The 26665-nt window shown below is 50.2% G+C and carries 27 protein-coding genes and 1 pseudogene; 17 read left to right on the plus strand and 11 right to left on the minus strand.

From position 1 onward, the window contains the following. Positions 1–100 precede the first annotated feature (100 nt). The 3 genes from Q0P86_RS12655 to rpsD all read right to left on the minus strand — a co-directional run bounded on the left by Q0P86_RS12655 (position 101) and on the right by rpsD (position 1658). The gene (locus tag Q0P86_RS12655; protein ID WP_291021854.1) at positions 101–790 is read right to left on the minus strand and encodes a MauE/DoxX family redox-associated membrane protein; all 690 of its coding nucleotides are present in this window, start codon (positions 788–790) and stop codon (positions 101–103) included. Next, positions 790–984 (minus strand): hypothetical protein, encoded by a 195-nt coding sequence (locus Q0P86_RS12660; RefSeq protein ID WP_139257916.1) that lies wholly within the window; start codon positions 982–984, stop codon positions 790–792. Before Q0P86_RS12660 ends, Q0P86_RS12655 begins: the two co-directional genes overlap by 1 nt. A 68-nt stretch (positions 985–1052) precedes the next feature. Continuing rightward, the gene (rpsD, locus tag Q0P86_RS12665; RefSeq protein WP_072978811.1) at positions 1053–1658 is read right to left on the minus strand and encodes a 30S ribosomal protein S4; all 606 of its coding nucleotides are present in this window, start codon (positions 1656–1658) and stop codon (positions 1053–1055) included. Between the two features lie 315 nt (positions 1659–1973). Here rpsD and Q0P86_RS12670 point away from each other — a divergent pair, with 315 nt between their 5' ends. Continuing rightward, positions 1974–2399 (plus strand): FdtA/QdtA family cupin domain-containing protein, encoded by a 426-nt coding sequence (locus Q0P86_RS12670; RefSeq protein WP_295039902.1) that lies wholly within the window; start codon positions 1974–1976, stop codon positions 2397–2399. A gap of 3 nt (positions 2400–2402) precedes the next feature. Here Q0P86_RS12670 and Q0P86_RS12675 read toward each other — a convergent pair whose 3' ends face one another. Then, positions 2403–3365: a GNAT family N-acetyltransferase gene (locus Q0P86_RS12675; RefSeq protein WP_295039905.1), complete on the minus strand. Its 963-nt coding sequence runs from the start codon at positions 3363–3365 to the stop codon at positions 2403–2405. An 86-nt stretch (positions 3366–3451) separates the two neighbouring features. Here Q0P86_RS12675 and Q0P86_RS12680 point away from each other — a divergent pair, with 86 nt between their 5' ends. The 4 genes from Q0P86_RS12680 to Q0P86_RS12695 are packed head-to-tail and all read left to right on the plus strand — an operon-like array spanning position 3452 to position 7582. Then, positions 3452–4594: a DegT/DnrJ/EryC1/StrS aminotransferase family protein gene (locus Q0P86_RS12680; RefSeq protein WP_295039907.1), complete on the plus strand. Its 1143-nt coding sequence runs from the start codon at positions 3452–3454 to the stop codon at positions 4592–4594. 42 nt (positions 4595–4636) lie between these two features. Beyond that, positions 4637–5908: an O-antigen translocase gene (locus Q0P86_RS12685; RefSeq protein WP_295039909.1), complete on the plus strand. Its 1272-nt coding sequence runs from the start codon at positions 4637–4639 to the stop codon at positions 5906–5908. Then, entirely contained in the window at positions 5893–6861 is a 969-nt protein-coding gene (locus Q0P86_RS12690; protein WP_290995048.1) for a glycosyltransferase family 2 protein, read from the plus strand. Before Q0P86_RS12685 ends, Q0P86_RS12690 begins: the two co-directional genes overlap by 16 nt. A gap of 7 nt (positions 6862–6868) precedes the next feature. Beyond that, positions 6869–7582, plus strand: coding sequence for a glycosyltransferase family 2 protein (locus Q0P86_RS12695; RefSeq protein ID WP_294111338.1), 714 nt, complete (start codon positions 6869–6871; stop codon positions 7580–7582). A gap of 178 nt (positions 7583–7760) precedes the next feature. Here Q0P86_RS12695 and Q0P86_RS12700 read toward each other — a convergent pair whose 3' ends face one another. Beyond that, a complete protein-coding gene (locus Q0P86_RS12700; protein WP_294111337.1) occupies positions 7761–8276 on the minus strand; it encodes a hypothetical protein in 516 nt (171 codons plus the stop codon). Between the two features lie 123 nt (positions 8277–8399). On the opposite strand from Q0P86_RS12700, the gene Q0P86_RS12705 reads away from it, so the two are divergent. The 8 genes from Q0P86_RS12705 (at position 8400) to Q0P86_RS12740 (ending at position 19921) form a co-directional block, all read left to right on the plus strand. After that, entirely contained in the window at positions 8400–8957 is a 558-nt protein-coding gene (locus Q0P86_RS12705) for a hypothetical protein (RefSeq protein ID WP_290995040.1), read from the plus strand. A 12-nt stretch (positions 8958–8969) separates the two neighbouring features. Next, the gene (locus tag Q0P86_RS12710; protein ID WP_295039913.1) at positions 8970–9530 is read left to right on the plus strand and encodes a hypothetical protein; all 561 of its coding nucleotides are present in this window, start codon (positions 8970–8972) and stop codon (positions 9528–9530) included. A gap of 257 nt (positions 9531–9787) precedes the next feature. Continuing rightward, positions 9788–13663 (plus strand): phosphoribosylformylglycinamidine synthase, encoded by a 3876-nt coding sequence (gene purL, locus Q0P86_RS12715; protein ID WP_295039915.1) that lies wholly within the window; start codon positions 9788–9790, stop codon positions 13661–13663. 41 nt (positions 13664–13704) lie between these two features. Then, a complete protein-coding gene (locus Q0P86_RS12720) occupies positions 13705–15681 on the plus strand; it encodes a peptidyl-prolyl cis-trans isomerase (protein WP_295039917.1) in 1977 nt (658 codons plus the stop codon). Positions 15682–15818: 137 nt separating this feature from the next. Beyond that, positions 15819–16271, plus strand: coding sequence for a nucleoside-diphosphate kinase (ndk, locus tag Q0P86_RS12725; protein WP_291025294.1), 453 nt, complete (start codon positions 15819–15821; stop codon positions 16269–16271). A gap of 97 nt (positions 16272–16368) precedes the next feature. Further along, positions 16369–17214: a succinate dehydrogenase cytochrome b subunit gene (locus tag Q0P86_RS12730; RefSeq protein ID WP_295039919.1), complete on the plus strand. Its 846-nt coding sequence runs from the start codon at positions 16369–16371 to the stop codon at positions 17212–17214. Positions 17215–17231: 17 nt separating this feature from the next. After that, on the plus strand, positions 17232–19145 hold the full coding sequence (locus Q0P86_RS12735; protein ID WP_072797371.1) for a fumarate reductase/succinate dehydrogenase flavoprotein subunit: 1914 nt from the start codon (positions 17232–17234) through the stop codon (positions 19143–19145). Next, positions 19145–19921 (plus strand): succinate dehydrogenase/fumarate reductase iron-sulfur subunit, encoded by a 777-nt coding sequence (locus Q0P86_RS12740; protein WP_072811006.1) that lies wholly within the window; start codon positions 19145–19147, stop codon positions 19919–19921. The genes Q0P86_RS12735 and Q0P86_RS12740 overlap by 1 nt, the downstream gene beginning before the upstream one ends. Positions 19922–20092: 171 nt before the next feature. On the opposite strand, the gene Q0P86_RS12745 is transcribed toward Q0P86_RS12740, so the two are convergent. From Q0P86_RS12745 to Q0P86_RS12770, 6 genes are all read right to left on the minus strand, one after another. Beyond that, a complete protein-coding gene (locus Q0P86_RS12745) occupies positions 20093–20407 on the minus strand; it encodes a hypothetical protein (RefSeq protein ID WP_295039921.1) in 315 nt (104 codons plus the stop codon). Further along, entirely contained in the window at positions 20361–20648 is a 288-nt protein-coding gene (locus Q0P86_RS12750; protein ID WP_291021920.1) for a type II toxin-antitoxin system RelB/DinJ family antitoxin, read from the minus strand. Before Q0P86_RS12750 ends, Q0P86_RS12745 begins: the two co-directional genes overlap by 47 nt. Positions 20649–20947: 299 nt before the next feature. After that, a complete protein-coding gene (locus Q0P86_RS12755; RefSeq protein WP_295039925.1) occupies positions 20948–21604 on the minus strand; it encodes a DUF4417 domain-containing protein in 657 nt (218 codons plus the stop codon). A 154-nt stretch (positions 21605–21758) separates the two neighbouring features. Next, positions 21759–22079 (minus strand): hypothetical protein, encoded by a 321-nt coding sequence (locus Q0P86_RS12760; protein WP_294115142.1) that lies wholly within the window; start codon positions 22077–22079, stop codon positions 21759–21761. Positions 22080–22088: 9 nt separating this feature from the next. Beyond that, positions 22089–22424 carry an EndoU domain-containing protein gene (locus tag Q0P86_RS12765; protein ID WP_295039927.1) on the minus strand — a complete coding sequence of 112 codons (336 nt, stop codon included), beginning with the start codon at positions 22422–22424 and terminating at the stop codon, positions 22089–22091. Positions 22425–22559: 135 nt separating this feature from the next. After that, positions 22560–23675, minus strand: a complete 1116-nt coding sequence (locus tag Q0P86_RS12770; RefSeq protein WP_295039929.1) for an XRE family transcriptional regulator — start codon at positions 23673–23675, stop codon at positions 22560–22562. A 374-nt stretch (positions 23676–24049) separates the two neighbouring features. On the opposite strand from Q0P86_RS12770, the gene Q0P86_RS12775 reads away from it, so the two are divergent. From Q0P86_RS12775 to Q0P86_RS12790, 4 genes and pseudogenes are all read left to right on the plus strand, one after another. Next, positions 24050–24676 carry an EndoU domain-containing protein gene (locus Q0P86_RS12775; RefSeq protein WP_295039931.1) on the plus strand — a complete coding sequence of 209 codons (627 nt, stop codon included), beginning with the start codon at positions 24050–24052 and terminating at the stop codon, positions 24674–24676. Next, a complete protein-coding gene (locus Q0P86_RS12780) occupies positions 24673–25011 on the plus strand; it encodes a hypothetical protein (RefSeq protein WP_294986736.1) in 339 nt (112 codons plus the stop codon). The genes Q0P86_RS12775 and Q0P86_RS12780 overlap by 4 nt, the downstream gene beginning before the upstream one ends. Positions 25012–25043: 32 nt before the next feature. Next, positions 25044–25625, plus strand: a complete 582-nt coding sequence (locus Q0P86_RS12785; RefSeq protein ID WP_295039933.1) for a DUF4417 domain-containing protein — start codon at positions 25044–25046, stop codon at positions 25623–25625. Between the two features lie 376 nt (positions 25626–26001). Further along, positions 26002–26484: pseudogene (locus Q0P86_RS12790) on the plus strand (DNA methyltransferase); the annotation flags it as partial. Positions 26485–26665: the final 181 nt, after the last annotated feature.

A 26665-nucleotide genomic window follows, 5' to 3' on the forward strand; every position in this document is an offset into this window, starting at 1 on the left:
TTATACGCAAGTTAAACTACAAACCTAAGTCGCGTTAGCGACGAAAATCCGCCTTATTTAATGGTGTATTTTGAAAGTCTTGAACAGGGCTTGATGGAACTTATTTCTTTTCGGTCCAGACTTTGATTAGGCTGCGGTGCTTGCGGGTGGCGAGCCAGAGTGTCGGCCAAATAAGAATGATGTCGCGGATGAGGCTAGTCCAGGCTTCGGCCTTGTCGTGTGCGGCACCGTCTTCAAGTTCGAAACATCCGCAGGTGATGCCTAGATCGTTGCCGAGCGCCCAGCTGAGAGCGATGATGAAGCTGATGAACATCCAGAAAATAGCGAACGCAGATTCGCGCACGAACGGCGTTACAATCATGGCGAGGCCAAACCAGAATTCAAACTGCGGATAGACGAGCGCAAAGAAGTTGTTCAGGTTTTCCAGGTGCAGAGCAGGGAAGAACTGGTACTGGGCCACGAGAACGGCAAACTGGTGCGGATCCTGAATCTTGTAGACGCTTGCAAAGATGAACATGCCTCCGATTCCCACGCGGAACAGTGTTTCTAGCGCGCGGATGGCAAAGTCCTTTTGCAGGCGATAGGCGGGAACGCAAATGCCCGTGGCAATAATAATGGCGGCAAGCCCCACATGAAGGTTGTAGCGGTATGCCTTGGGCCAAATTTCCATCAACCAGTCTTGGTCGGTAAATGTCAAGAACGATTCCGGGAACGAAATCTCGGCAACTCCGATTGCGACAAGAATCGTGGCTACGGCAAGGAGTGCAGCAGAAAAGATTGTCTTTTTCATTACAGCACCTCGTCCGGTTTCTCTAGAATTTCCTGGCTGCCGATCCACTCAACGGAATGCGAGTCTTCGACGCGGATGTTGTTGATGATGGCAAGCGCTATGCTGAATGCGGCAAGCCCGAGCAAAAAAATCCAGTTCAGGGATTTTAGATATCCCTTCAGGTTGGCGGTCATCTTGAAAATCAAATCTTTCATAACCACAAGATACAAAAAAAAGAAGCCCGGCAGAGCCGAGCTTCTCAAACGTTTCGTTTGTGTAGAAACTACCTGGAGTAGTATTCCACGACGAGCTGTTCTTCGAGCTTGACCGGAATCTGATCGCGGAGCGGGAGCTTCACGAGAGAACCTTCCATCTTGCCTGCGTCAACAGTCACGTATTCAGGGGCAGCCGGAGCGTTAGCAATGGCTTCCTTGATCTGCACGTGTTCCTTAGAACCTTCGCGAACTGCAATCACGTCGCCGGCCTTAATCTGGCGAGCGGGAGAGTAGCTGCGAACACCGTTCACGGTGAAATGGCCGTGAGCGACATACTGACGAGCAGCGAAAATCGTGCGAGCAAAGCCCATGCGGTAGACGAGGGCGTCCAGACGGGTTTCGAGCAAAATCATCAGGTTGTCACCAGCAGAACCGGCGCGACGGTTGGCTTCGTCATAAGCCTTGGCCAACTGAGCTTCGGAAATGTTGTAGGTGAAACGCAGACGCTGCTTTTCAACGAGCTGCTGCTTGTACACAGAAGAAGACTTCTTGCGGGTCTGGCCATGCTGGCCGGGTGCAAAGTTACGGCGATCGAGAGCCTTCTGAGTCTTCTGAGAGACGGCGAGTCCGAGAGAACGGGCTACCTTACCTTTTGGTCCACGGAAAGAGGACATTTTTACCTCGTTAAAGGAAGCTCTTTGGTTAACATGCATGTTGGCAGAGCTTGGCGCGACATGCACTCATTGGAGTGCCCATATATAGCAAAATTTCATTTTTACGTCATTGCGAGCGAAGCGAAGCAATCCATTTTCGCTAGTTTTTCCGGACAAACACCCCGAACCACCCCTAGAGGACAGAAAATTCGGAATTATGAATTCAGAATTCGGAATTATTTAAATTTCAAACTCTGAACTCCGAATTCGGAATTATTTAAATATCTAACTCTGAACTCCGAATTCTGAAATCCGAACTATTTATATATTAGTGCCATGACTTGGAACGAATCGAATCTCAACGAACCGCAATTAATCGATATTCCGATTGCCCACGACCAGCGGGGTAACCTGAGTGTGGTCGAGGGGGGCGAACTGGTGCCCTTCGATATCAAGCGAGTGTATTATCTGTACGACGTTCCCGGCGGCACCACCCGTGGCGGCCACGCTCACAGGAACCTCCGCCAGCTGATTATTGCCGCCAGTGGCAGTTTCGATGTGATTCTGGATGACGGCAAGACTCGTACCAAGTATTCGCTGAATCGCTCCTACCACGGACTCTATATTCCGACCATGCATTGGCGCGAAATCGAGAACTTCTCGTCGGGTGCGGTCTGTATGGTGCTTGCATCGGAACATTACGATGCATCGGACTACATCTACGAATACGATGCTTTTGTGAAAGAAACTTCTATCTGCTGATTTTTACTTTGTATAAAACGAGTTGACGCAGGCTTTGGCACCGAGGGATTCCTTGAATCGGTGCAGGTTCTCGTTCAAAAATTCACCCCCGTTTTCGGTAGAAATACCCCAGGAAATTTTCTGGAACCCTTCGAGGGCGGCTTCTCGCATGACGCGCACATATAGGGCTATGGTGGGTTGGAACTTCTCGTAGTCGGGATTGGGGGCGATGTATTGGGCGTGAATGGTCTTGGTCTTTTCGAATCTGAACAGCATCATGGCGGCAACTAGCGTGTCTTTGTCCCATATTCCGCGGAATCGGATGTGGTCTGGGATGCGGTTGTCCTTCAGGTCGTAGAGTTCCTGCAAGGTATGGACCGGATGGACGTTGTGCTTGGATTTTGAAATTTCCAGAAAATGGTAGAAGGTTTCGAAGTCTTCGTTTTTTTCCATGTTTCCGAACCGGATGCCTTCGATTTCGGATTTCTTGAAAATGCGACGGCATTCCTTGTCGCAGTTCTCGAGCGGGTCTACGCCGGATTGCAGCGTGCAATAGGAACTGAGTTCCGTATGGCGCGTGTATCCCATGTGTTCCAGCATATATTCCAGAAGGTCTGGACTTTCTTCGGCGAAAATGGCTGGAGTAATCTTGAAACGAATGTTTTTGAATCGGCTTGTAAGGTGCTGGTCTGCTTCTTTCAAAATTTCAAGGATCCTGGAACCGCTGTAGAACGATTTTGCGATAATGGGTCCGCCAAAAGTAGTACCCGCATGGGAGATGAAGGTTTGCTCTTTTGCCACGCCCGGGAAATAGGCGACAATGGTCCCGCTTTTTTCTAGCGCAAAACTGGCGTCGGTAAAGCGGTCTGCCGGGTGGTAGTTCAAGAACCGCCTTGTTTGTAGAAACGTCCCATTCGCCGATTCTTGCATTACAAAATGGTCTAGCCGCTTGTCTAGTTCGGGGCTGTAGGGCAAAATTTCGTACATATTTCCTAAAATAGTAAATTCCTAACCACTAATCACTGTCTACTGTCTACATTCTACTTCCTACTAATTTGCTATTTTCACAAACAATGATGAATGTCCCGTTTTATTCGCTGGATTATGTGAATCGCACCTTGGGCGATGCCCTGCGCGAATCTTTTTCTGATGTTCTTGATTCAAAGTGGTTTATTCGCGGTTCGCGTTGCGCTGCGTTCGAAGAGGCTTTTGCAGCCTATTGTGGTAAAAAGGCTTGTGTCGGAGTCGGTAATGGCCTCGATGCGCTGACCCTGATGCTGAAGGCGTCTATTCAACTGGGGCGCTTGCAACCGGGCGATGAGGTGATTGTTCCGGCGAATACATTCGTGGCGACCGTTCTCGCGGTACGTGCTGCGGGACTTGTGCCGGTTCTTGTGGAACCGAATCGCGACACTTGCGTGCTGGATACTTCGCGATTGGCGGAAGCCTGCTCTGAAAAGACCCGTGCCATTTTGGTGGTGCACTTGTACGGTCGCCTGGCGGATATGCCCGCGATTTGTGAATTTGCAAAGGCGCATAACCTGCTGGTGTTCGAAGATGCAGCCCAAGCTCACGGAGCTGCTTTAGACAAGAACAAACTCTCGTCTCTCGTCTCTCGTCTCTCGTCTAATGCAGCAGCCTACAGCTTTTATCCGACAAAAAACCTTGGTGCCATGGGCGACGGGGGAGCGGTGGTCACCGACGATTTGGAGCTTGCCCAAGTGGTAAAGTCTCTCGGCAATTACGGCTCTGTCGAAAAGTACGTGAACAAGTATGTGGGCGTGAATTCCCGCCTTGACGAAGTGCAGGCGGCCGTATTGCTTGCAAAGCTTCCGCATTTGGATTCTTGGAATGCCCGTCGTCAAGAAATTGCGGGCCGCTACTGTGCCGAAATCAGGAATCCGCTGGTGCGTGTAACACCGGTTCCCGCGAATCCGAAATCCCATGCGTGGCATGTGTTCCCGATATTCTGTGAAACCCGTGACGAATTGCAAAGATTCTTGAAAGAGCGCGGTGTAGAAACGTTGATTCATTATCCGATTCCGCCGCACCAGCAGGAAGCCTTTGACGGAGTCCTCTCTCGCGGGGAACTCCGCTACGGTCCGCTCCCGATAGCTGAAAAATTGGCGAAGACGGAACTCAGCATTCCCATGGGCCCTGGTATGACCGATGAACAAGTCGCGTATGTTGTCGAATCCATTAACATTTTTGCCTGATGTCATTGCGAGCGTAGCGATGCAATCTATAGAAGAAGTTTAATGATGCCCTCAGATTTGAAATTTGCGAAACTCTTTGCCGGCTCCGGTGCCGTCACATTGTTCAACGCGCTTCGTGCGTTTGCGATTAACAAGTTGCTCGCTATATTCCTGCCGCCAGCGGCGTTTGCGTGCGTGGGGCAGTTCCTGAATTTGATGAGCATCGGTTCGGCAACGTCTTCGCTGGCGTTACAGAACGGTTGGACTGCACTGACTGCTCAGAATAAGGGTAATCGCGAAAAGCTTCTTGGCATTTGGCGCGGCGGACTTCGCTTGACGACTTTTGCGAGCCTGTTGACCTTTGTTGTTGCACTTTTGTTCTGTTTTATGGCGCCTCTCGAATCGCTTTTGCCCGGGGTCCCGACGCGCCTTGCGCAGGCCGCCATTCTCTTTGCTCTGCCAGGTGTTTTCGCAACAAACATCATCTCGATTTCTGCGGCGGTCATGAACGGCCTTGGCGAAAATCGCAAGTGGGCGCTCATTAACATGGTGACGTCGGTATGGCAGGTGCTATGGGTGGCATTTTTCCTTTATACGGGGCGCCTCTCGGTGCTTTCGATTATTGCAACGCAGTCTGTCGTGGCCGCTATTTTTGCAATCCAGATTTCTAGCCGAGCCGGTTTTAGTGTCAAGCAGATTTGGAAAACGGCTCTCGATACGCGTGGCCCGTGGCTTTCTTATGCGCTCATGGGCCTTGTACCGATGGTTCTTTCGCCGCTGGTACTTACGGTGATGCGAATGACGGTTGCTTCTAATTTCGGAAACGACGCAGCGGGGATTTGGCAGAGTGTCTGGAAAGTTTCTGATTTTTTGTTCATGGCGATGTCAGCCATTTTGACGGTCATTATCTTGCCGCGGGTTTCGTCCAAGATGAGCCGCGTGGATTTTTTCAGAATGTTCCATCCGTTGCTGTTCCGAATTATGGGAATCTCGCTCGCGATGGTTGCGGCTCTGTATTTTGGCCGCGGCATTTTGGTGCAGGTGCTTTTCTCGCAGGCGTATATGGGTGCTGTCGACTATTTGCCCCTCCAACTGGTAGGTGATTTCTTTAGGGCGGGTGGCTTCGCGCTTGCGCTGGTGCTGATTGCCCGCACCGAAACGAAGTCCTTTCTTGCTGTCGAAATTGCTTCTGAAATTTTGCTTGCGGTAGGGACTTTTGTCGGCATAAAGCTTGTTGAATTTAACGGCCCGATGGCGGCGTACGCCTTTGAAAACTTCGTCTATTTTGTGGTGCTCTACATTTTGGTGAGGAGGCTTAAATGGAATACTCCGTAACGAACATGTTTGCACAGAACATGACCGAAAATGTCTATGTGAAAGCTTTTGCCCAAGGTGAAGAGATGGAGCAACGGGAACTTCCGCCGGTCGTATCGGTGCTCCTGGCTAGCTACAATCATGAAAAGTACGTGGAAGCGGCGGTGCGTTCGGTCTTGTCGCAGAAGGGTGTTGCCTTTGAACTGATTGTCCTTGACGACGGTAGTAAAGATAAGTCTCCCGAAATACTTGAAAAACTCGCTGAAGAATTCAAGTTCCGCTACATTCATCGCGAAAACAAGGGCGTCATCGCGACCTTGAACGAAATGCTTGAGTTGGCCCGCGGAAAGTATTTTTGCACCTTTTCTTCCGACGATATCATGCCGCCGGACCGCTTAAAGAAACAGTCTGATTATCTGCTTTCGCATCCGAATGCGGTTGCCTGTTTTGGGCAGGTAAAGCCTATGAGCGAAGACGGAATTGCTTCGGAAAATTTGGACCCTGCGTTTCTGAAGTCTGTTCCTGAAATCAGTTTTGATGAGTTTTTCTTGGGATTGAAACCTTTGCACGGCTGCGCTGAAATGTTCGTGACCGATGTTGTGCGTCGCTTGGGCGGTTACGATTCGCGCTTCTTTTTTGAGGATTATCCGCTGTACCTGAAGGTGCTTTATGAGTGCGGCCCTCAGCCGGTGCTCCCTGATGTGGTGTGTTGCCATTACCGTGAGCACGGGGACAATATGCACGCCAATCACAATCGCATGTATGCGGAGTTCTTGCGTATTATTGAATTGTACAAGGATCATAGACTTTATCCGCAGGCGGTTCGGAACTGGAAGGCGAACTGGTTCTCGTCGCTGGCCTATTCGCAAAAGGGCGAGGCGCTCAAACGATTGCCGCAACTAGCGTCGTTCAGTTCTGCATTCCTGAAGCGTTTGCCGAAATTGTTCATTCCGAGGTTTCTGTTAAAACGGTAGGGCAAAAATGATTTCTGTCTGCATGGCGACATACAACGGCGGCAAGTTTATCTGCGAACAGCTGGAAAGCATTCTTTCGCAGTTGTCGTCTGATGCAGAAATCGTCGTCGCCGATGATGGCTCGACTGACGATACGCTTTCTGTTGTGGCATCGCTCGGGGACTCTCGCATTCGTGTGTTGCCTGCTGAAAAACACTTTGGTGTTATCTACAATTATGAACGCGCCCTGCAGGCATCCAAGGGAGAAATCATTTTCCTTGCAGACCAAGATGATGTTTGGCTTCCGGGAAAAGTGGAGAAAGTTCTTGCGGCGCTGAATGATGCCGACCTCGTGACTCACGATGCGTTTATGCTTGGCCTGTCGGATACACTGGAATCGGCTTGGGTGCGCACTGGAAAATTGAGTGATATTCGCACCTACAGGAGCGGGGTAGTTACCAATTGGTGGAAGAATTCATTTACGGGATGCTGCATGGCGTTCCGTCGTAACGTCTTGGACAAGGCACTTCCGTTCCCTAAGAATCTTCCGATGCACGACCAATGGTTAGGGCTTGTTGCCGAGAAATATTTCAAGGTCAGCTATGTCAATGAACCGTTGGTGGAATATCGCCAACATTCTTCCAATGCAACGCATATCGAAAAATCACCTGCAGGAGTTCTTCAAAAAACTAAGTGGCGAGTGGACTTGCTGAAAGCCCTAACTTCAGTCTACTTCAACTAGAGATTCTTCGTCTACGTCATTCTCGACCGAAGGGAGGCCGGACAGGGAAAATCCAATGCTGGTTCCCGTCTCCCCTCCGCTACGCTTCGAGGATGACACGCTCCAGGATGACATACTTCATTTCTCTAATAACAATTTACTGTTTGTTCCCTTCGGCAGGCTCAGGGACCTTACAAGGTTAGCGAGCTTGCGAAGCGTGAGCTTGTTGAACCACGCCCCAGCCGACCTGTACAAATGCACCGGCGCGGACCAGGTTCCCTTGGGCATCTTCGTACTCTTTAAGGATTTGGCTCCATTCCGCTACGTCGCGGCGGAGTTTGACGTCTTTGTTGATGCGACGGAGAAGCATGTCCTGTTTCCATTGCGCCGCTGCGGAAAGCTTCTGGCAAGAGACGTCGAGGGCTTCTAGGTAAGCGGGAACCGCATCAAGGAAAGTCTTTTCGAATGGCTTTGCCTTGGACTTTGCTTGCAGGACGAGGTTATTCTGGTTGATGGCGTTCTTGCGGATTTCACTCATCAGGCGAACAATGCGCTCGTAATCCACTTGCGGCCAGAACAGGCTGAACGGCCACATCTTTTTCCAATGGAACTTGAACATGGATTCGTGGGCCGTGTTTTTGGCCCTAATAAGTTCCTTGAGGTTCTCGAAAATGACCTGGGAGGGGAGCATATCTTTGCAATCTTGTTCGCTCATGGGCTGCAATATACTAAAAAAGGGGCATATCTCTGTAAAAAAAGAAAAAATTTTCAAAACTTTGTTTGTTTTTTGTAAATTAGGAAGTAAATTCTACTTGCAAAACATGCAAAAAGGAAACTTATGGACAAAAAGAAATTCAAAATTTTGATGATTGTCGATATTGTGCTCATTATCGGCATTTTTGCCTTGATGATGGTTCTCAAGGGCCAGTATAACGACCAGGCTCAGAAGTCGGTGAATGAACAGGTGGGAGCCTATCTTGAACAGTCCAACGGAGTCGTCCAGGATCAGTGGAAGTCCGTGGACCAGTACGGTATGGCTTGGCGCCTCGTTTATGCGACCCTGACCAATGTCAAGACCGAAGCCGCCTTCGATGCCGCTGTTAAGGCCATCGAAGAAGACAAGGATGCCCGTTTCAAGCAGCTTTCTTACATGTACGAAGCAGCCGGTATTCCTGCCCAGGCTCAGAATTCCATTTATGAAAAGGCCGGTCTTGCTGACAAGTTCCTGCTGAAGAACGAAGGTGGCGTCAAGGAAGTTGCTTGCGGTAAGAACTGCGTGATTACCTTCACTTTTGCGAAGGGAAAACTGAAGTCCAGCGACTACAAGGCTCTTGCTGGCTACAACATGGCTGAAAACTTTAAGCTCGAAGCCCCTGCGGCATTCCACTTTGAATAAGGAGTTGTACCAATGAACATAAAGACTATTTCGATTGCACTCACGGTTCTGGTGGTGGCCCTCCTTGCGACGCTCTTGATGCAGAAGAGTGGTTATGTGTCTCAGGCTACGGAACATTACGAAAAGACCACGACGAAGTCGTATAAAGGTGCGTCCCAGATTGTGGAATATGTGAACAATTCCATCGAGACTAACAAGGGCGTTTGGGCGCTTGCTTGCGAAGCGGTACAGTCTGTCAAGACTTCGCAGGACCAGGCTCGCCTCGAAGCCAAGTATTTCCCGTCTACCAAAGGCTCCATGAGCATTGCGAACATGACTCGCCGCTTTGAAGCTACGGGCGCCTACTACATCGTTTCCAAGTTTGCCAAGGTCGAAGTCGACAAGAAGACCGAAGTCAAGTCTCTGGCTGGCCTCGTCTCTGTGAACGTGAACGCTCTTGTCGGTAACCCGGGCGAAGAAATCGAGGAAGCCGAAGGCGAAGAAGGTGAAGAAGCTGTGGAAGAAGCTCCGGCACCGAAGAAACCGGCCAAGCCTGCCAAGGGCAAGAAAGGCAAGAAGGGCAAAAAGCGCTAATTAATTGTCTTTCAATAAGTTATGGCAAAATGCAACACGATTCTAAAAAAGAGTCGTGTTTTTTTTTATGAAAGGAAATAAAGCGTCGGCCAAGGCCTTCGCAGTAGTGTGCAAACGAGTGTCGCGACGGGGTGCTCGCACCCCGGCATGACTGAGTGTAGCCACGGACGCCGTAGGCGTCCACTCCGAGCTGGGGCCCCTCCCGCATGATTTTTCTAAATTTGCGTTGGAAAAATAAACTCAACTGAGGTTAAATAATGCTCATTCTTCGTGGTACGCCGGCTCTGTCGGATTTCCGTCTCCAGAAACTTTCTTCCGATTTCAAGAGCGCAGGCCTTTCTGTCGCTTCCGTTTACGCTGAATTCCTGCACGTGGTGGACTTGTCCGCCGAACTCTCCGATGCGGAAACCGAAACTCTGAAGAAGGTGCTGCACTACGGTCCGGCCCGCGAACCCAAGGCTCTTGAAGGCGAACTCTTTGTGGTGTGCCCGCGTCCGGGTACCATCAGCCCGTGGAGCTCCAAGGCGACCGATATCGCTCACATTTGCGGCCTTCCGGCTATCAAGCGCATTGAACGCGCCATCGCTTACTACGTGAAGTTTGAAGGTGCTGCACCGGCTGGCGCCCGTGAGAAAATCTCCGCCAAGATTCACGACCGCATGACCCAGGCTGTTTTCGCCGACACCGCCTCCTTGGAAGTTCTCTTCAGCAAGGAAGAACCGCGTCCGCTGAACGTGATTCCGGTGCTTACCGAAGGCCGCGACGCCCTCGTGAAGGCTGACAAGGAAATGGGCCTCGCACTTTCCTCTGACGAAATCGATTACTTGGTGAAGAACTTCACCGAGCTCAAGCGCAACCCCACCGACGTGGAACTCTACATGTTCGCTCAGGCCAACTCGGAACACTGCCGCCACAAGGTGTTCGGTGCCGAATGGACTATCGACGGCGTCAAACAGGACAAGTCCCTGTTCCAGATGATCAAGAACACCTACCAGCTCCACAATTCCAACATCTTCAGCGCTTACAAGGATAACGCTGCCGTGATGAAGGGCGCTGTCGCTGGCCGCTTCTACGCTGACCCGCGCACCAACAAGTACGACTTCCACAACGAAGAAGTGGACATCTTGATGAAGGTCGAAACCCACAACCACCCGACGGCCATTTCTCCGTTTCCGGGTGCCGCTACCGGTAGTGGTGGCGAAATCCGCGACGAAGGTGCCACGGGTAAGGGCAGTAAGCCGAAGGCCGGCCTCACGGGCTTCAGCGTTTCGAACTTGAAACTGCCGGGTGCAGTCCAACCTTGGGAAAAGGATTTTGGTAGCCCGTCCCGCATTGCGTCTGCCCTCGACATCATGATCGAAGGCCCGCTGGGTGGCGCTGCGTTCAACAACGAATACGGCCGTCCGAACATCCTCGGTTACTTCCGTACTTTCGAACAGGAAGTCGATGCCCAGAACGGCAAGGAAGTCCGCGGTTACCACAAGCCGATTATGCTGGCCGGTGGTCTCGGTAACATCAAGCATGAACATATCGAAAAGGGCCACATCGATCCGGGTGACCACCTGATTGTGCTCGGCGGTCCGGCCATGCTTATCGGTCTCGGTGGTGGTGCTGCAAGCTCTGTGGCTAACGGTGCCGGTAATGAATCTCTCGACTTTGCCTCGGTGCAGCGTGAGAACCCCGAAATGGAACGCCGTTGCCAGGAAGTCATCGACCGCTGCTGGGCGATGAACGAAGAAAACCCGATTACCTTCATTCACGACGTGGGTGCAGGTGGACTTTCCAACGCATTCCCGGAACTGGTGAACGATGGCGGTCTCGGCGGTAAGTTTGAACTCCGCAACGTGCCGAATGACGAACCGGGTATGAGCCCGTTCGAAATCTGGAGTAACGAATCCCAGGAACGCTATGTGATTGCAATCGCCGGCGACAAGCTCGATGTGTTCGACGCGATTTGCAAGCGTGAACGCTGCCCGTACGCCGTGGTGGGCGAGGCTATCCCCGAAAAGCACCTGACCTTGACCGACAGGCACTTCGGCACGACTCCGATTGACATGCCGCTGGGCGTGCTCCTTGGCAAGCCGCCCCGCATGATCCGTAACGAAAAGAGCCAGAAGCGTCCGCTGAACTCTACGGTGGTTCCGGCCGATGCAACTATCAAGGATGTGGCTCACCGCGTGCTTGCAAACCCGACCGTCGCCGACAAGACGTTCCTCATTTCTATCGGTGACCGTAGCGTGACGGGGATGATTTGCCGCGACCAGATGGTTGGTCCGTGGCAGGTGCCTGTCGCTGACTGCGCCGTGACTAGCGCAACGCTTGATACTTACGAAGGTGAAGTGATGAGCATGGGCGAACGCGCCCCGGTTGCCTTGATTTCTCCGGCGGCCGCTGCCCGCATGACGGTGGCAGAATCTCTCACCAACATGGCTGCCGCATGCGTGCCCGATATGGGCCGCGTGAACTTGTCTGCAAACTGGATGGCTACGCCGAACTACGAAGGCGATGGTGTCGACTTGTACGAAGCCGTAAAGTCCATCGGTATGGAACTCTGCCCGGATCTCGGCATTACCATTCCGGTGGGCAAGGACTCCATGAGCATGAGCACCGTGTGGTCTGACGCTCAGGGTAGCCACCGCGTGACCGCTCCGATTTCGCTCGTGATTAGTGCGTTTGCTCCGTGCTCCGACGTGCGCAAGACGCTTACCCCGCAACTGTTGCAGGACAAGGATTCGACCCTCGTTCTCGTGGACCTCGCTCGCGGTAAGAACCGCATGGGCGCCTCCATTGCCGCTCAGGTTTACAACAACCTCGGCGACAAGGCTCCGGATGTGGACAGCGCCAAGGAACTCCGCGCCTTCTTCGAAACCATCCAGAAGCTCAATGCGGCAGGCAAGATTATGGCCTACCACGACAAGAGCGATGGCGGTCTCTACACGACGCTCGCCGAAATGGCATTCGCTGGCCACGTGGGCGTAACGGTGAAGGCCGACGCCCTCAAGGGCAACCTCATCGATGCTCTCTTCAACGAAGAACTCGGTGCCGTGCTCCAGGTGAAGAATGCCGACCTCGCGGCTGTGCGCGACGCATTTGCCGCCGCCGGTCTCGGCGATACGGTTTCTGAAATTGCAACGCTCAACGATTCTTACAATCTGGTCATCGGCAACTACGCTGAAGGCCTTTCTGACCTGCGCGCCATCTGGAGCGACACGACCCGCCGCATCGCGGCCCTCCGCGATAACCCGGATTGTGCCGAAAGCGAATACAAGCTCAAGCTGGAACAGGACAATCCGGGTATCACGCCGAAGGTCACCTTCGACGTGGCGGCGTCTGCAAAGATTATCAAGGACTACGCAAGCCGCCCGAAGATGGCAATCCTCCGTGAACAGGGCGTCAACGGCGAGCTGGAAATGGCTGCCGCATTTGCCAAGGCCGGTTTCGAATCCATCGATGTCCACATGACCGACATTCTCGAGGGCCGTGTAAGCCTCAAGGACTTCAACGGTCTCGTGGCTTGCGGTGGCTTCAGCTACGGTGATGTTCTCGGTGCTGGCGAAGGCTGGGCCAAGAGCATCCTCTTCAACCCGAAGGCCCGCGCCGAATTCGAAGCTTACTTCAACCGCAAGGATACTTTCACGCTGGGCGTCTGCAACGGCTGCCAGATGGTCTCTAACCTGAAGGACTTGATTCCGGGTGCCAAGCACTGGCCGCGCTTCGTCCAGAACCTCTCCGAACGCTTCGAGGCCCGCTTCTGCACGCTCAAGGTCGAAGACACCCCGGCCGTGCTCCTCAAGGGCATGGCAGGCTCCGTGCTTCCGATTGCGGTGGCACATGGCGAAGGCCGTGCGGAATTCGCTAGCCGCGAATCCGCCGAAGCCTGCCTGAAGACTGGCCTCGTGGCGCTCCGCTATGTGGACGGCAAGCACGAATACACCGAACGCTACCCGCTGAACCCCAACGGCTCCCCGTTCGGCATCAACGGCCTTTGCTCCGAAGACGGCCGCGCCCTCGTGATGATGCCGCACCCGGAACGTGTGTTCCGTACCTGCCAGTACTCCTGGCATCCGGCGGAATGGGGCGAAGATGGTCCGTGGATGCAGTTGTTCCACAATGGCCGTATCTTTGTGGGTTAATTTTTGTAGGTTATTCGTCGAAAACCATCATTAGAGGAATTATGAAGGCAAAACTTCTGGCTCTCGCTTCATTGGCATCGCTGTTTTTTCTGAACGGCTGTAACTGTATCGGCGACAAGGATACAATCCTCGCTCGTATCGATAAAGAAAAAGTCTATCAGGAAGACTATCAGCTGCTCCTTAAGAATGAAGGCTTTCCTAAGGAAGACAAGGGTAAATTCTTGTACGATAATCTGTATTCCAGAGCGGCACTGGTGGCTAGGGCCGTTTCGGAATATCCGGAATTGGAACAGGAGTGGGAGAGAGCCTACGAGGATCTTAAGCCTCGTATCTTGACGATGGTGTACCAGCGCTTCTACGTGATGGAATGCCTGAAGTACGATGATGAAACCTTGCGACAGCATTATGACATGAACCGTGCGCTTTTCGATAGTGATTCGACTGCCGGTTTCTATAGTGTTCGTGGTAGTGTCGCTGAATCGTATTATGTGTCGAAAAACCAGGAAAAATGGCAGGCTTATTTGGCCGAAAATTTGTCCAAGGGTTCCAAGGATACGCTCGTCTTGCAGAAGCGCTTTGTAGGAGAATTCAGGGAACACCTTCGTGATTCCATTTCGACTCTTGTGAAGGAAAACAAGAACATTGTCGTTCATGAAATTCCCAAGCCGGAGCCGAGAGCTTATTACGACAGTCACAAGGATTCTTTCATGACGGTTCCTGGCTATGAACTGTATCATATTCAGGGAACAAACAAAGATTCTCTTGCTAGTTTGTTTGAAACCGCGCCGTCCTTGGATGCTTTTAAGCAGAAGGCTGCCGCTGTCAGTCAGAATGCTTTGACCTCTAAGGACAGCGGATATGTGGGTGTCGTGAAGCAGGATTATGCTTTGCCTTACGATATCGGTATGGTCCCGAATCTGTCCGAGGAACTCAAGGACCACGAAGTGGGCTATGTGACTCCGGCTTTGCAGGACAACAAGGGCTTGTTCCACGTGTTCTATCTGGCATCTCGAGTTCCGTCTACGCTGAAACCCTTTGAACGCGTCCAGGCCGGAATTGAAGCCGGAATCAAGTCGGGTGAACTTTTCGAAGTGGATTCCTCGTTTGTGCTCATTTCCAAAAACGGAAAGCCGCTGCTTACCGAAAAGGATTTACTGCGCTTTAATGAAGAGTATGCAAGAACTCGCTTGAACAAGTTCTCTCACGATCGGATGGTCCGCATGTGGACGGAATTCTTCGCTTACGAGGATTTGGCCGAGAAGGAGCGTCTGAATCATAGCTGGGAATCCCGCGCTATTGCCCGTGATACCCGCTGGGATTATATCATAAAGAACTATTCGCTGAAGGCAAGGAATGTCGAACAGCTCTCGGAATCCGTGATTCCCGAGAACCTCTACAAGTACGAATACTACACGGGTTACCGCCTGATGTCTTTCGGAAAATCCCTGGAACAGAGCATTCCTGAAACCTACTCTCGAATCCGTTCGGAATACAACAAGAATTGGATCGGTCGTAAGTCTGCTGAAGCTTACGAGGCGGCGACGGTTCACATCTACAACATGGACACTCCCGAGTATAAGCCTGAAATGGTGGCGGATGTGTTGCTGAAGAAAGCGGATTCGCTTTTCAAGGCGAACAACCGTTCTGCGGCTATCGAAACTTACCGCAAGTTGCAGATGGCTTTCGCCGATGTTGATTCGCTCCTGGAAAAGGCTACTTACGAAATGGCGCTCGCCCAGAGCGAAAACGAGGATTTCAAGCAGGCGGAAGCGGGGTATTACGCATTCTATAGCATTTGGCCCGAAAGCCCGAATGCCGAAAAGGCCATGTTCAGCCGCGGTTTCATTCTGAATGAAAATCTTGGAATGAATACGCGTGCGCAGGTTGTGCTCGAAGAGTTCCTCCAGAAGTATCCGAATAGCGAACTCAAGGAATCTGCCCAGTGGCTCGTCGACAACATCAAGAGTAACGGCAAACTCGCCGATGACTTGATGAAGAAAATCGAAGCCGAGGAGTAAATTCTGAATTCAGAATTCGGAATTCGGAGTGAATTACTTCGGCTACGTCCGCAATGACGTTTATAATTCTGAAATCTGAATTCCGAAATCCGAATTATATCTATATTTCTCACATCTTAAAACAAAAGGTACCTACTATGGAAATGACATTTGCAATGATCAAGCCCAATGCGGTCAAGTCTGGCCTCATCGGGCGCATTATCGACCGTTACATCGCTGCAGGCCTCTCCGTCTGCGCCGTGAAGATGCACCAGATGACCTCTGCCGATGCTCGCGGTTTCTACGCCGAACACGTGGAAAAGCCGTTCTTCCCGGAACTCGAAGCCTACATGACCAAGGGCCCGTCCGTGATGCTCGCCCTCGGCGGCGAAAATGCCATTGCCAAGGTTCGCGCAATCAACGGCGCCACCAATCCGGTTAAGGCGGAACCCGGTACCCTCCGCTACGATTTTGCCCCTTCCATGACCGAAAACGTCGTGCACAGCTCCGACAGTCCTGAATCCGCCAAGCGCGAATTGGACTTCTGGTTCAAGGAAGACGAACGCTACGCTTACGAAATGCCCTGCCTCAAGGCTTGCTGCGTTCTCTAAGCGATTTTTAAACCGCGCCTACTGGTAGGCGCGGCCAGCCGCAAACTGGTTTTGCGGCGACCAAATTTTTTTAACCCCCTCAAGGAGACACAACTCAATGCAATGGATCGTCAAGTATCTTACCTCCTCTATCGGTAAGAAGCAGATCATGGGATGCACAGGCGCGTTCCTCGCCCTGTTCATCTTCGGCCACATGTGTGGTAACTTCCAGCTTCTGAATTTCGAACAGGCCGCGGCTCAGGCATCTTACAATGCCTACACCGAATTCCTGACCGGATTCAACCCGCTCCACTTCCCGATCAAGATGATTTATCTTGTTGAACTGGTGCTGGTGGCTGCTTTCGCTCTCCACATCTTCCTTGCTATCAAGCTGAAGATCGAGAACAAGAAGGCTCGCGGTGGCATCGACTACGAAGTCAACGCTCGCAAGGGCAAGAAGACTTTCGCAACCTTCACCATGATCTGGTCCGGTCTCTTCATTCTCGGCTTCCTAGTGCAGCACCTCATGATGCTCAAGTTCGGCGAACACTACCTCTATGTGAATGCCGAAGGCGAAATCGTCCGCGACATGTGGCTCACCACCATCCAGATGTTTGCTAACCCGGCTTGGGCTGCTTTCTACGTGGTCAGCATGTTCGTGATCGGTATGCACCTCTTCCACGCTATTTCTTCTGCTTTCCAGACCATGGGCATTGCTCACCAGAAGTGGACCCCGATTATCGACATCGCCGGTATCGCTTACAGCATTATCGTTGCCCTCGGTTTCGGTATCACCGCCGTTGCAGCCTTCTACCTCGCTAACCAGCCGGGTACCCAGGCCCTCATCGAAAAGTCCCGCAGCCTCCAGCCGCAGTACGAACAGATGAAGAAGGACAAGGAAGCCGCCAAGACTTCTTTCGTGATTCCTTCTGTCGGCACCGTCGAAGTTTCTTTTAACGCTTAATTTTAAGGAGCCCACTAATGATTCTTGATTCTAAAATCCCCGGTGGTTCCATCGAAGAAAAGTGGACCAAGCACAAGTTCGAACTCAAGCTCGTGAACCCCGCCAACAAGCGTAAGTTCACGGTGATCGTGGTTGGTACTGGCCTTGCCGGTGCATCCGCTGCCGCATCCCTCGCCGAACTTGGTTACAATGTCAAGTCTTTCTGCATCCAGGATAGCCCCCGTCGCGCACACTCCATTGCTGCCCAGGGTGGTATCAACGCTGCCAAGAACTACAAGAACGACGGCGACTCCGTTTACCGTCTGTTCTACGATACCGTGAAGGGCGGTGACTTCCGCGCTCGCGAAGCCAACGTGCACCGCTTGGCCGAAAACTCGAACCTCATCATCGACCAGTGCGTGGCCCAGGGTGTTCCGTTCGGTCGTGAATACGGTGGCCTCCTCGACAACCGTTCCTTCGGTGGTACGCAGGTGTCCCGTACGTTCTACGCCCGCGGTCAGACGGGGCAGCAGCTCTTGCTCGGTGCCTACCAGGCCCTCATGCGCCAGGTTGCCGCCGGTAAGGTGAAGATGTTCCCGCGTCGCGAAATGATGGACCTCGTCGTGATCGACGGCAAGGCTCGCGGTATCATCGTCCGTAACCTCATCACCGGCGAACTCGAAAGCCACGTGGCTGACGCTGTGTGCCTTTGCACCGGTGGTTACGGTAACGTCTACTACCTTTCTACTAACGCCCAGGGTTCCAACGTGACGGCCGCTTTCCGTGCCTACAAGCGCGGCGCCCTGTTCGCTAACCCCTGCTACACGCAGATCCACCCGACTTGCATTCCTCGCCACGGCGACCTGCAGTCGAAGCTCACCTTGATGAGCGAATCTCTCCGTAACGACGGCCGTATCTGGGTTCCGCGCAAGGCTGGCGACACCCGCAGCCCGGACCAGATTCCCGAAGAAGACCGTTACTATTACCTCGAAGAAAAGTACCCGAGCTTCGGTAACCTGGTGCCTCGTGACGTGGCATCCCGTAACGCCAAGCAGGTCTGCGACGCAGGTCTCGGCGTGGGTAACACCAAGCAGGCCGTGTACCTCGACTTCGCCGACGCTATCCAGCGCATGGGCGTTGCCGGCGTGTCTGCCAAGTACGGCAACCTCTTCCAGATGTACGAAAAGATTACCGACGAAGACCCGTACAAGGTTCCGATGCGTATCTTCCCGGCCATCCACTACACCATGGGCGGCCTCTGGGTGGACTACGATCTGATGTCCACCATCCCGGGCTGCTTCGTTCTCGGTGAAGCCAACTTCTCCGACCACGGTGCAAACCGCCTCGGCGCTTCTGCTCTTATGCAGGGCCTCTCCGACGGTTACTTCGTCATTCCGTTCACCATCGGCGGCTACTTCGCGGGCACCAAGCTCGAGAAGGTTTCCGAATCCGATGCCGCGTTCGAAGACTGCAAGAAGCAGACCGAAGAACGCATCCACAAGCTCCTCTCCATCAAGGGTCACCGCACTGTTAACGATATCCATCGTGAACTCGGTAACATCATGTGGGAATACGTGGGCATGGCTCGTAACGAAGCCGGCCTCAAGACCGCCCTCGAGAAGATTCCGGCCCTCCGTGCCGAATTCTGGGAAAACGTCAACGTGCTCGGCTCCGAAGGTTCCTTCAACCAGAACCTGGAACGCGCCGGCCGCGTGGCTGACTTCCTTGAGTTCGCCGAAGTCCTCACTCTCGACGCCCTGCACCGCAAGGAATCTTGCGGCGGCCACTTCCGCGAAGAAAGCCAGACTCCGGAAGGCGAAGCCAAGCGCGACGACGAGAACTTCTGCTACGTGGGTGCCTGGGAATACAAGGGCGACGGTGTCGCACCGGAACTTTCCAAGGAACCTCTTACCTTTGATAACGTCCACCTCGCTACTAGGAGCTACAAATAATGAGCGGACTGAATTTGACTTTGAAGATTTGGCGTCAGAAGGATGCCAAGACCAAGGGACAGTTCGAAACTGTCAAGATCAACGATGTTTCTCCGGACATGTCCTTCCTCGAAATGTTGGACATCGTGAACGAAGAACAGATGAAGCAGGGCAAGGAAGGCTTCGCCTTCGACCACGACTGCCGCGAAGGTATCTGTGGCATGTGCTCTCTCGTCATCAACGGTATGCCGCACGGCCCTGACCATGCGACCACCACTTGCCAGCTTCACATGCGCAAGTTCAAGGATGGCGATACCATCGTAATCGAACCGTGGCGCGCCGCCGCATTCCCGGTTATCCGTGACTGCGCCGTGGACCGTACCGCATTCGACCGCATCATCGCTGCCGGTGGCTTCGTGTCCGTAAACACCGGTGCCGCTCCTGAAGCTTCCACGATTCCGGTTCCCAAGGCCGATGCCGACCGCGCCTTCGACGCTGCCGCCTGTATCGGTTGCGGTGCCTGCGTGGCCGCCTGTAAGAACGCATCCGCGATGCTCTTCGTGTCCGCCAAGGTTTCTCACCTCAGCTTCTTGCCGCAGGGCAAGGTTGAAGCGAAGAAGCGTGTGCTCGCCATGGTCGCCCAGATGGACAAGGAAGGCTTTGGCAACTGCACGAACCTTTACGAATGCCAGGCCGCCTGCCCGAAGGGTATCACCGTGGATTACATCGCCAAGATGAACCGCGAATACCTCGGCGCCACCGTGACCTACGCCGAAAAGGTGTACGGAAAGGACTAATAGTTAGTAAACAGTGGTTAGTGGTTAGGGCCGAAGGCCCGTTAGGAATAGCTGCAACCACTGAACTTGTCATCCTGAGCGAAGAGGCGTAGCCTCGGAGTCGAAGGATCCAGACCAACATTATAAAAAGGACCGCAGCGATGCGGCCCTTTTTGCGTATAAATAAAAGAATTACATGTTGTCCAAAATACGCAGCATTTCTGCTGGAGTGACGACTTTGTGGTGCTTTGGAAAATGTTTCAGGTTTCCCGTGACAAGAAACGCGTCATCGGTTTTGTTCTTTTCCATTGTGACTTCAAAAAATACGACGTCTTTGGGGTCTGGGAAATTGCCAACAAGCGATTCTACGGTTGTCATGTTTTCGCCGATTGTCTTTAGGCGTGAAAGCAAAAATTCGACAGTCTCTTTTGGAAAATGAAATTTTTCACGGGAGAGCACTTCATTTGCCGGCTCGGACCTGTGCGATTTCGTCGTTGATTTCATCAAGAGACATATCTGCAACTCCTGCATCGGCGGCAGACTGCGAAGCCTGTTTCATGGCATCGAGAACATCGGTGGGAGCGGCTGGACGGAGCTTCATGCTGAAGGGTATGCCGTTTTCCAAAATGGTCCTGGCAAGGAACATGCGGACAGCTGTCGGCAAGTCAATGCCGAGCTTTTCGTATATGCTCCCTGCTGCAGAACGAGTCTTTTCGTCCACCCTGACTTGCAATAGTGTACTTGGCATGAAGGCTCCTTTGCTTTGCAGAAATCTACAAGTGCGTTTGAAGTTGATTGTAATACTCCTGTATTAATATACAATATTCTGGATGGAAAAACAAGTCAATCTTGCACTTGTGCACAAGATTTTCAAGGTTGTCTAACTAAAGTTTGCGTTATTTGTGCGGTTGTGTGAAACAAAATGTTGTGTTTTTAGATAAAATGTTTCACGCAAATCAAAAAAGGGACCGCAGCGATGCGGCCCTTTTTGCGTATGGTGGGGAAAGTCTCTCCCTGGCTATTTGCCTGATAAATCCTTTCCACAAATTAAGCATGATGTTCCTTATCCCAATTGTCAAACCGCAAAAATCGCGGTTCATAGGGAAAATCGCAAAATACATCCTTTGGCATAGAACCGTAAACGACTACAATTTGCGGATGCAACACCTTCAGCATTTCTACAACGCCCAAATGCATCAGTCGTTTTTCATCTTGAGTTTGACAACATCCATAAGTCCCGATTGAAACGATTGAGTTATGCGGAATACCGATAAATGCTACTGCTTCCGGTAATTCTACAGTTGTAAATGTCCTTTCGTCGCCCCATCGCACATTCGGAATCTGATAGACTCCGCTGTGTTGCAGAAAACTTGCGTTGCGCCGAGATATGAATAGGTTTGCAATCTGTGCGCAAAGAGGAGCTTCTACTAGAATAGAATTATCGGGAGATATAATTCCCGGATGCTCTAAAAGATCTTTGATATATTTTTCGGGATGGTTGGTGAAATCCTGATAATGAGCCTCGTGTTCATAGAAGTGTACGAATCGATTCCTGGCCCTCTGCCGCTTGGAAAAGGGTACAAGTCCTGCGGGCTCGACAATTTGTTCCAAGGGTTCCAATCGCGGAATTTCAAAGATTCCATCGTAAAAAGAGCGTTCCAGCAATTCTGGACGCAATCCGTCGTCAAAGGCGCTTATGCGCATATTTATTCCTCTTTTGAAGATTTTACTTGTTTTTGCGGAATAGATATGCTAAATTAATACCTACGTTAGTTGTTAACTAGGATTTGCTTTAGCATATCTGGGAATGGACTTGAACAAGATTGTTCGCTGCAACTTGTTCGAGTCCTTTCTTTTTTTACTGAATTGCCAATTCAGCAAATTTTATACTGGGTTCAATTAATTTGCCCTCCTCTTCAGGCAGTTTGTCGTGAATTCTGTGAAGGGCTTCGATAAAGTCCTTTGACTGAGTTTTGGCTGCGATATCGTCAAAGACTTCGCTGACCCAACAAATTTCGTCTACTGTCGCCTGATTTTCCAAGAACTCGATTGAAGATACGATATCCTCAGAAAGGAAGTTTGCCAAGTTTTCCCAGGCAGTTGTATCCCCAGCAACAATGAAACCATCATTGTCAATTCTTTCTTGAATCAATTTTTTGAATTTTTCCTTGTCAAGCATATAATACTCCTATGGTTGATTGCTATCGGGAAATGCTGTTGCTATTTGCCCATGTGTTTTGATTACGCCTACACGGACACCTTTAAAAGTTCCGTACATAATTTGACCGTCAGGAACATTGCGGTTCCTATGTAATTGAGCGACATGTTCTGCTGCACGTTTTATTGTCTTTTCGCTCCATGACGCGGGAAACCACGATTGGTTTAACCCATGTCTTTTCCGTCGGTCTTTGTGGTCAGGAACGTTTCCTACACGAACACCATTGGGATAGATTTTCACAATATTGTACGCAATACCGTATTTATCTAGAAGATTCATCCCTTTTTGTCCATGGCCACCACTCATCAACTTTAATGGGTCGGTTGGTTCATGTAGCGGCCTGGAAAATGTAATTTTCTTTCTGTAAAATCAATAATTCATGAAAAAAGCTTGCAGCGATGCGGCCCTTTTTGCGTTATATTGTGGAAAATGTCGCTCGCATTAAAACGGCAAATTGCCTTCGTCTTCATCAAGAACGTTAATTCTTTTTATTTGTGCTTCCGTCATTTGCAATGTTTCTGCAGCGTCTTTTGCAGAAATTCGTTCTTCTTGGTAAAGTTCTAACACTACATCTCTAAGATGCTCGTCTTCAAAACGATATAACTGTGGAGGAATTTCAAAAGGTTCGAAATGCCCTTTGAAACTTTTATGATATTTATTTGTGTACATCGCCCTAAATTTGCGTAAAACAGTATCGTAATCGGTGGAATATTTATTGCAATATTGATGCAACGCGGTTCCATAGCTTACTTTGTATTTCTGTTTTAAATTCATGATGGCTTCTATAAAGCCGAAATTACGCGTGTCTTTAACGGCTTCATATACGCATTCCATTGGGCAAAGAAGTTCCCCGGCAAATTCGTTGGCTTCTGTTTCTTCTTTTGAATCTTTTTTATCTAGTGTCTCTGGACTTTTGTAGGAATCTTTATGCAACAAAAGATGTCCTAATTCATGCGCAATGGTGAAAATTTTTCTTTCGACGTTGGGTATGGAACTGTTTATGATTATGGCGGGTCCACCGTCTTTTTCATTGACGGATGCTCCGAAGGTTTTTTCAATTTTAAAGTCAAAGTGGAAAAATTTAATTCCGAGAATTTTAATTACGGAGCAGATGTTTATTATTGGTTCGTTTGACTGTAGATCCGCGATTTCTCTAACATAGTGGGCTGCATCGTATGGGCTGTTAAATGAGGGAATGTTGTTGACGTAGGCAAGCCTATTTTGTGCCATGTCTTCAAGTTGGGAATATTCCTTCAGTTTTTTTTCTGTAGTAAATAAAAGATTATCTCTGTGGGCGGATTCCTTGGAGTTTAAAGCATAATAGGTTCGAAAGCGGAATGACGAAAATTTTGGTTTCTCGGCAAAGAGGTCTATCATCCCGATGTTAAGTGCTTCTGCAATAGCGCTTAAAATGGATAAGCGTGGGTCGGAGTTGTCGTTTAATAAGTTGGAGAGCGTAGCAGGGCTTATTTCCGCTTTCTTCGCAAGAGACGGAATGGTGTGTCCGTTTAGCTTCATATAACGACGGATGTTATCTATCAGATTTTCTTGAGCCATGTAAATAATATAGAATAATTATATGGAAAATCAATAAAATGTTTATAAAATTTCGGTATAATTCGGAAAAGTGTAAAAAATATAGCGAAATTTTGAATTTTGTTCGTTTTTCTATTGCTTTTGAATGTTGAATATATTATATTTCTGTGTAAGAAAAAAGCTCCGAAGACTGTACCACCAGTCTCGGAGCAAGCACCTTGGGATGTTGCCATCCAAAGTTACCATTAATAATGTAGCAACTTCCGAAGGGTAAAGCAATCCTTTGCATGTGCAAGGGTGTTCCAATAGGAGGTTTGCTATGATAGCAACCGTTTTTTTGATGTATTGTCGCCGAACAAGCGTCCTTTTGTGTCATTCAACCGAAGGGGGCTTGTATGGGTGGTGGTAGCGGAGTACGTGCGGGCTATGCATACGAATTGCCAGTATTGAACGGGCCATACGCAAGAGAATTGCTTAGAAAGCAAGAAGAGCGCGGGCTTTTTCAAATGGAAATTCCGTTTTCGGAATTTGAACAGGCTGCTTATGGCAATTCGGCGTCTTCACGGGAGGCAATGGGTTTACCTCGTCCTCCTAAATACCCTAGAAGTTCACTTTCCGAACTTAGTGGTACAGAAGGGTGGAACGAAAGCGCCATAAAACATCTATTTTTAGGGGAAGTCAAAACAAACTCTAAAGGAGAATTAATCGCATCGGGTTTTCACTACGGACAAATTCGAAATAATGGAAATCGAATTATTCGTAGAAGAATGACCCGCACTAATGAGCACGGGTTGTACCAAGCGAACGTTGTCATCAATGGAGTCCGAAAGAAAGCTTATTCAACCTTTTTCCCAAGAGAGTGGTCGCCTCAGCAGGTAGTGAATGCCGTGAATGCGGCTGCAAGAAGCGGAAAGCGGAGCGGAAATGACAGAGTCCTCGGAAGTTATCAAGGAATAAAAATAGTAATCAATTACAAACAAGGGAAAATAGCGTCGGCCTATCCGATTATGGAGGAAAAATGAACTACAAAATAGACTATCTTGATTTCGGTGACGGGCGTCCTCTGATGCATTTTGCTATTGAAGAAAATCAGGTCCTTGATACTTTCTTTGCAACGGACGTCCTGCAGTTCTCTGATTTGTTGGTTCGAACAATCAACAAAGTTCTAAAAGATAAAAGCATTTTAGAAGATTGTTCCTTTAATCAGTGTTCTGTTCGCATCGAAAAGGACAAAACTGTGATTGAAGATGTTTATGCCGACGACGCGTCGAAGACTTCTTGCGAGGTTTCAACAAAAGAACTTCTTGAGTTAATCAAGGAGTGGCGTAAGCAGAATAAACTTCTGCAGAAAAAGTAGATAAGCGTAAATAGTTTAAACAAGGAGAGTCTATGACCATAGACTTGTTTAAGGGATATTTGCCTGGAATCCATATGCTGGATATTCCGACAATTCTTTTCTCAAAGGCCATCAAAGAACCTTCTTTCGAAGAGATGCTCTTGTTCTACGAAGCCGACCGAAAGTTTAAGCGGATTCGCGACAACTCTACCTATTGGATAGATTTTGCATCTAAGCATCCAATCGTGGCTTCTCCTGATTTTAGCATTTACTGGTCGATGAGTTTGGATGAGCAGAAGCAAAACAAAGACTTTAACTTGTGGTTTGGGCGCGAGGTTCAAAAGAAGAATCCAAATACCGTTTTCAACGTCCGCTTTGGAGACGCTTGTTCCTATAACTTTTGCTTTGACGGCTACCCGCAGAATTCCATAGTGATGGTCGGGACGCATGGTTGCATAAAACGTTACGACGAGCGTCTTGTTTTCAAGGCAGGTTTCGGTGAACTTGTTCGACGGCTGACTCCGAGAATTGTTGTTGTATATGGTCGAGCTCCGCTAGACATTTTTGGAGATTACGTCTCGCGTGGGGGTGTGGTTTTACGGATTCCAAGCGAATTTGAAAAAAAACATCCGTAATCTGTTGTTGCCGGACTATCAAAGTCCGGCAATTATCTATATTCACGGCATGGCTTTTTAGCTGCATCGGCGGTTGTGTGCCGGTCGGGTAACGGGCTACCAGTTTTTAGAGTTGTTGCTCTTATTCTCATCACTGAAATCCGCTAAATTTCAAATGCATACGAGAATAAGGCGAACACTCACGTCCCTATGGGGCGTGGGTCGTTCGTACTTGTAGTATGCAGGGCTTTTAGCGGAGCCTCAGTGATGCAAGTCGGATGATTCCACGCCTTTTTATATGCTCCTGTCATTCAGGAGCGCGAGGCGCGATAGAATCCACTTGCAAGAGGGTAAGGGTTAGAAATGAACCTTTAACCTTTTTGTACATGAGGCCCCCATGCCCTCGCTGACCTGGATTGGCAAAGACGCTGTTTTGAATCACCACCTGGATGTCCCCTATCGGGTTCTGGAAAAGAAATACGATTTTGGCGATGGCGAGCCGGGCAACAAGATTATCCACGGCGATAACCTGGAAGCGCTTAAATCTTTGCTCCCTGAATACGAAGGCCGCGTCAAGTGCATCTACATCGATCCGCCGTACAATACCGGAAATGAGAACTGGGTCTATAACGACAACGTGAACAGCCCGAAAATCAAGAAGTGGCTTGGGCAAGTGGTAGGGAAGGAATCCGAGGACTTGACCCGTCACGACAAGTGGCTTTGCATGATGTACCCGTGCCTTAAGTTGTTGCAGAAATTGTTGAGCAACGACGGGGCGATTTTTATTAGCATCGACGACAACGAACAGGCGAATCTGAAGTTGGTTTGTGACGAGATATTTGGAGCAGGGAACTTTGTTGGTGTATGGTATTGGTATCGTTCTGCGACCCCACCGAATTTATCTTATAAAATTAAGAAAAATCTAGAGGGTACCTCTAAAAATACATTCATTTCCTGAAGATGGGTTTATTTGTCGTTTTCAGGCGTAAAATTATCGTAATTCAGACGCTATCCCTTCTTTGTTCCGGGCCTTTCGGCCCGGTTTTTCGCCCCGGCGGGCG

The organism is uncultured Fibrobacter sp. (assembly GCF_946062555.1).
Lineage (GTDB): Bacteria > Fibrobacterota > Fibrobacteria > Fibrobacterales > Fibrobacteraceae > Fibrobacter.

Bases quoted from the DNA above. Each gene is read 5' to 3' on its own strand.
- Q0P86_RS12775 (WP_295039931.1), top strand. From the start codon at position 24,050: ATGGGTGGTGGTAGCGGAGTACGTGCGGGCTATGCATACGAATTGCCA.
- Q0P86_RS12720 (WP_295039917.1), top strand. From the start codon at position 13,705: ATGAAGGCAAAACTTCTGGCTCTCGCTTCATTGGCATCGCTGTTTTTT.
- Q0P86_RS12655 (WP_291021854.1), bottom strand. From the start codon at position 790: ATGAAAAAGACAATCTTTTCTGCTGCACTCCTTGCCGTAGCCACGATT.
- Q0P86_RS12675 (WP_295039905.1), bottom strand. From the start codon at position 3,365: ATGTACGAAATTTTGCCCTACAGCCCCGAACTAGACAAGCGGCTAGAC.
- Q0P86_RS12690 (WP_290995048.1), top strand. From the start codon at position 5,893: ATGGAATACTCCGTAACGAACATGTTTGCACAGAACATGACCGAAAAT.
- purL (WP_295039915.1), top strand. From the start codon at position 9,788: ATGCTCATTCTTCGTGGTACGCCGGCTCTGTCGGATTTCCGTCTCCAG.
- Q0P86_RS12785 (WP_295039933.1), top strand. From the start codon at position 25,044: ATGACCATAGACTTGTTTAAGGGATATTTGCCTGGAATCCATATGCTG.
- Q0P86_RS12730 (WP_295039919.1), top strand. From the start codon at position 16,369: ATGCAATGGATCGTCAAGTATCTTACCTCCTCTATCGGTAAGAAGCAG.
- Q0P86_RS12765 (WP_295039927.1), bottom strand. From the start codon at position 22,424: ATGAGTGGTGGCCATGGACAAAAAGGGATGAATCTTCTAGATAAATAC.
- Q0P86_RS12685 (WP_295039909.1), top strand. From the start codon at position 4,637: ATGATGCCCTCAGATTTGAAATTTGCGAAACTCTTTGCCGGCTCCGGT.
- Q0P86_RS12780 (WP_294986736.1), top strand. From the start codon at position 24,673: ATGAACTACAAAATAGACTATCTTGATTTCGGTGACGGGCGTCCTCTG.
- Q0P86_RS12695 (WP_294111338.1), top strand. From the start codon at position 6,869: ATGATTTCTGTCTGCATGGCGACATACAACGGCGGCAAGTTTATCTGC.
- Q0P86_RS12710 (WP_295039913.1), top strand. From the start codon at position 8,970: ATGAACATAAAGACTATTTCGATTGCACTCACGGTTCTGGTGGTGGCC.
- ndk (WP_291025294.1), top strand. From the start codon at position 15,819: ATGGAAATGACATTTGCAATGATCAAGCCCAATGCGGTCAAGTCTGGC.
- Q0P86_RS12700 (WP_294111337.1), bottom strand. From the start codon at position 8,276: ATGAGCGAACAAGATTGCAAAGATATGCTCCCCTCCCAGGTCATTTTC.
- Q0P86_RS12750 (WP_291021920.1), bottom strand. From the start codon at position 20,648: ATGCCAAGTACACTATTGCAAGTCAGGGTGGACGAAAAGACTCGTTCT.
- Q0P86_RS12760 (WP_294115142.1), bottom strand. From the start codon at position 22,079: ATGCTTGACAAGGAAAAATTCAAAAAATTGATTCAAGAAAGAATTGAC.
- Q0P86_RS12705 (WP_290995040.1), top strand. From the start codon at position 8,400: ATGGACAAAAAGAAATTCAAAATTTTGATGATTGTCGATATTGTGCTC.
- Q0P86_RS12755 (WP_295039925.1), bottom strand. From the start codon at position 21,604: ATGCGCATAAGCGCCTTTGACGACGGATTGCGTCCAGAATTGCTGGAA.
- Q0P86_RS12735 (WP_072797371.1), top strand. From the start codon at position 17,232: ATGATTCTTGATTCTAAAATCCCCGGTGGTTCCATCGAAGAAAAGTGG.
- Q0P86_RS12770 (WP_295039929.1), bottom strand. From the start codon at position 23,675: ATGGCTCAAGAAAATCTGATAGATAACATCCGTCGTTATATGAAGCTA.
- Q0P86_RS12740 (WP_072811006.1), top strand. From the start codon at position 19,145: ATGAGCGGACTGAATTTGACTTTGAAGATTTGGCGTCAGAAGGATGCC.
- Q0P86_RS12660 (WP_139257916.1), bottom strand. From the start codon at position 984: ATGAAAGATTTGATTTTCAAGATGACCGCCAACCTGAAGGGATATCTA.
- rpsD (WP_072978811.1), bottom strand. From the start codon at position 1,658: ATGTCCTCTTTCCGTGGACCAAAAGGTAAGGTAGCCCGTTCTCTCGGA.
- Q0P86_RS12680 (WP_295039907.1), top strand. From the start codon at position 3,452: ATGATGAATGTCCCGTTTTATTCGCTGGATTATGTGAATCGCACCTTG.
- Q0P86_RS12670 (WP_295039902.1), top strand. From the start codon at position 1,974: ATGACTTGGAACGAATCGAATCTCAACGAACCGCAATTAATCGATATT.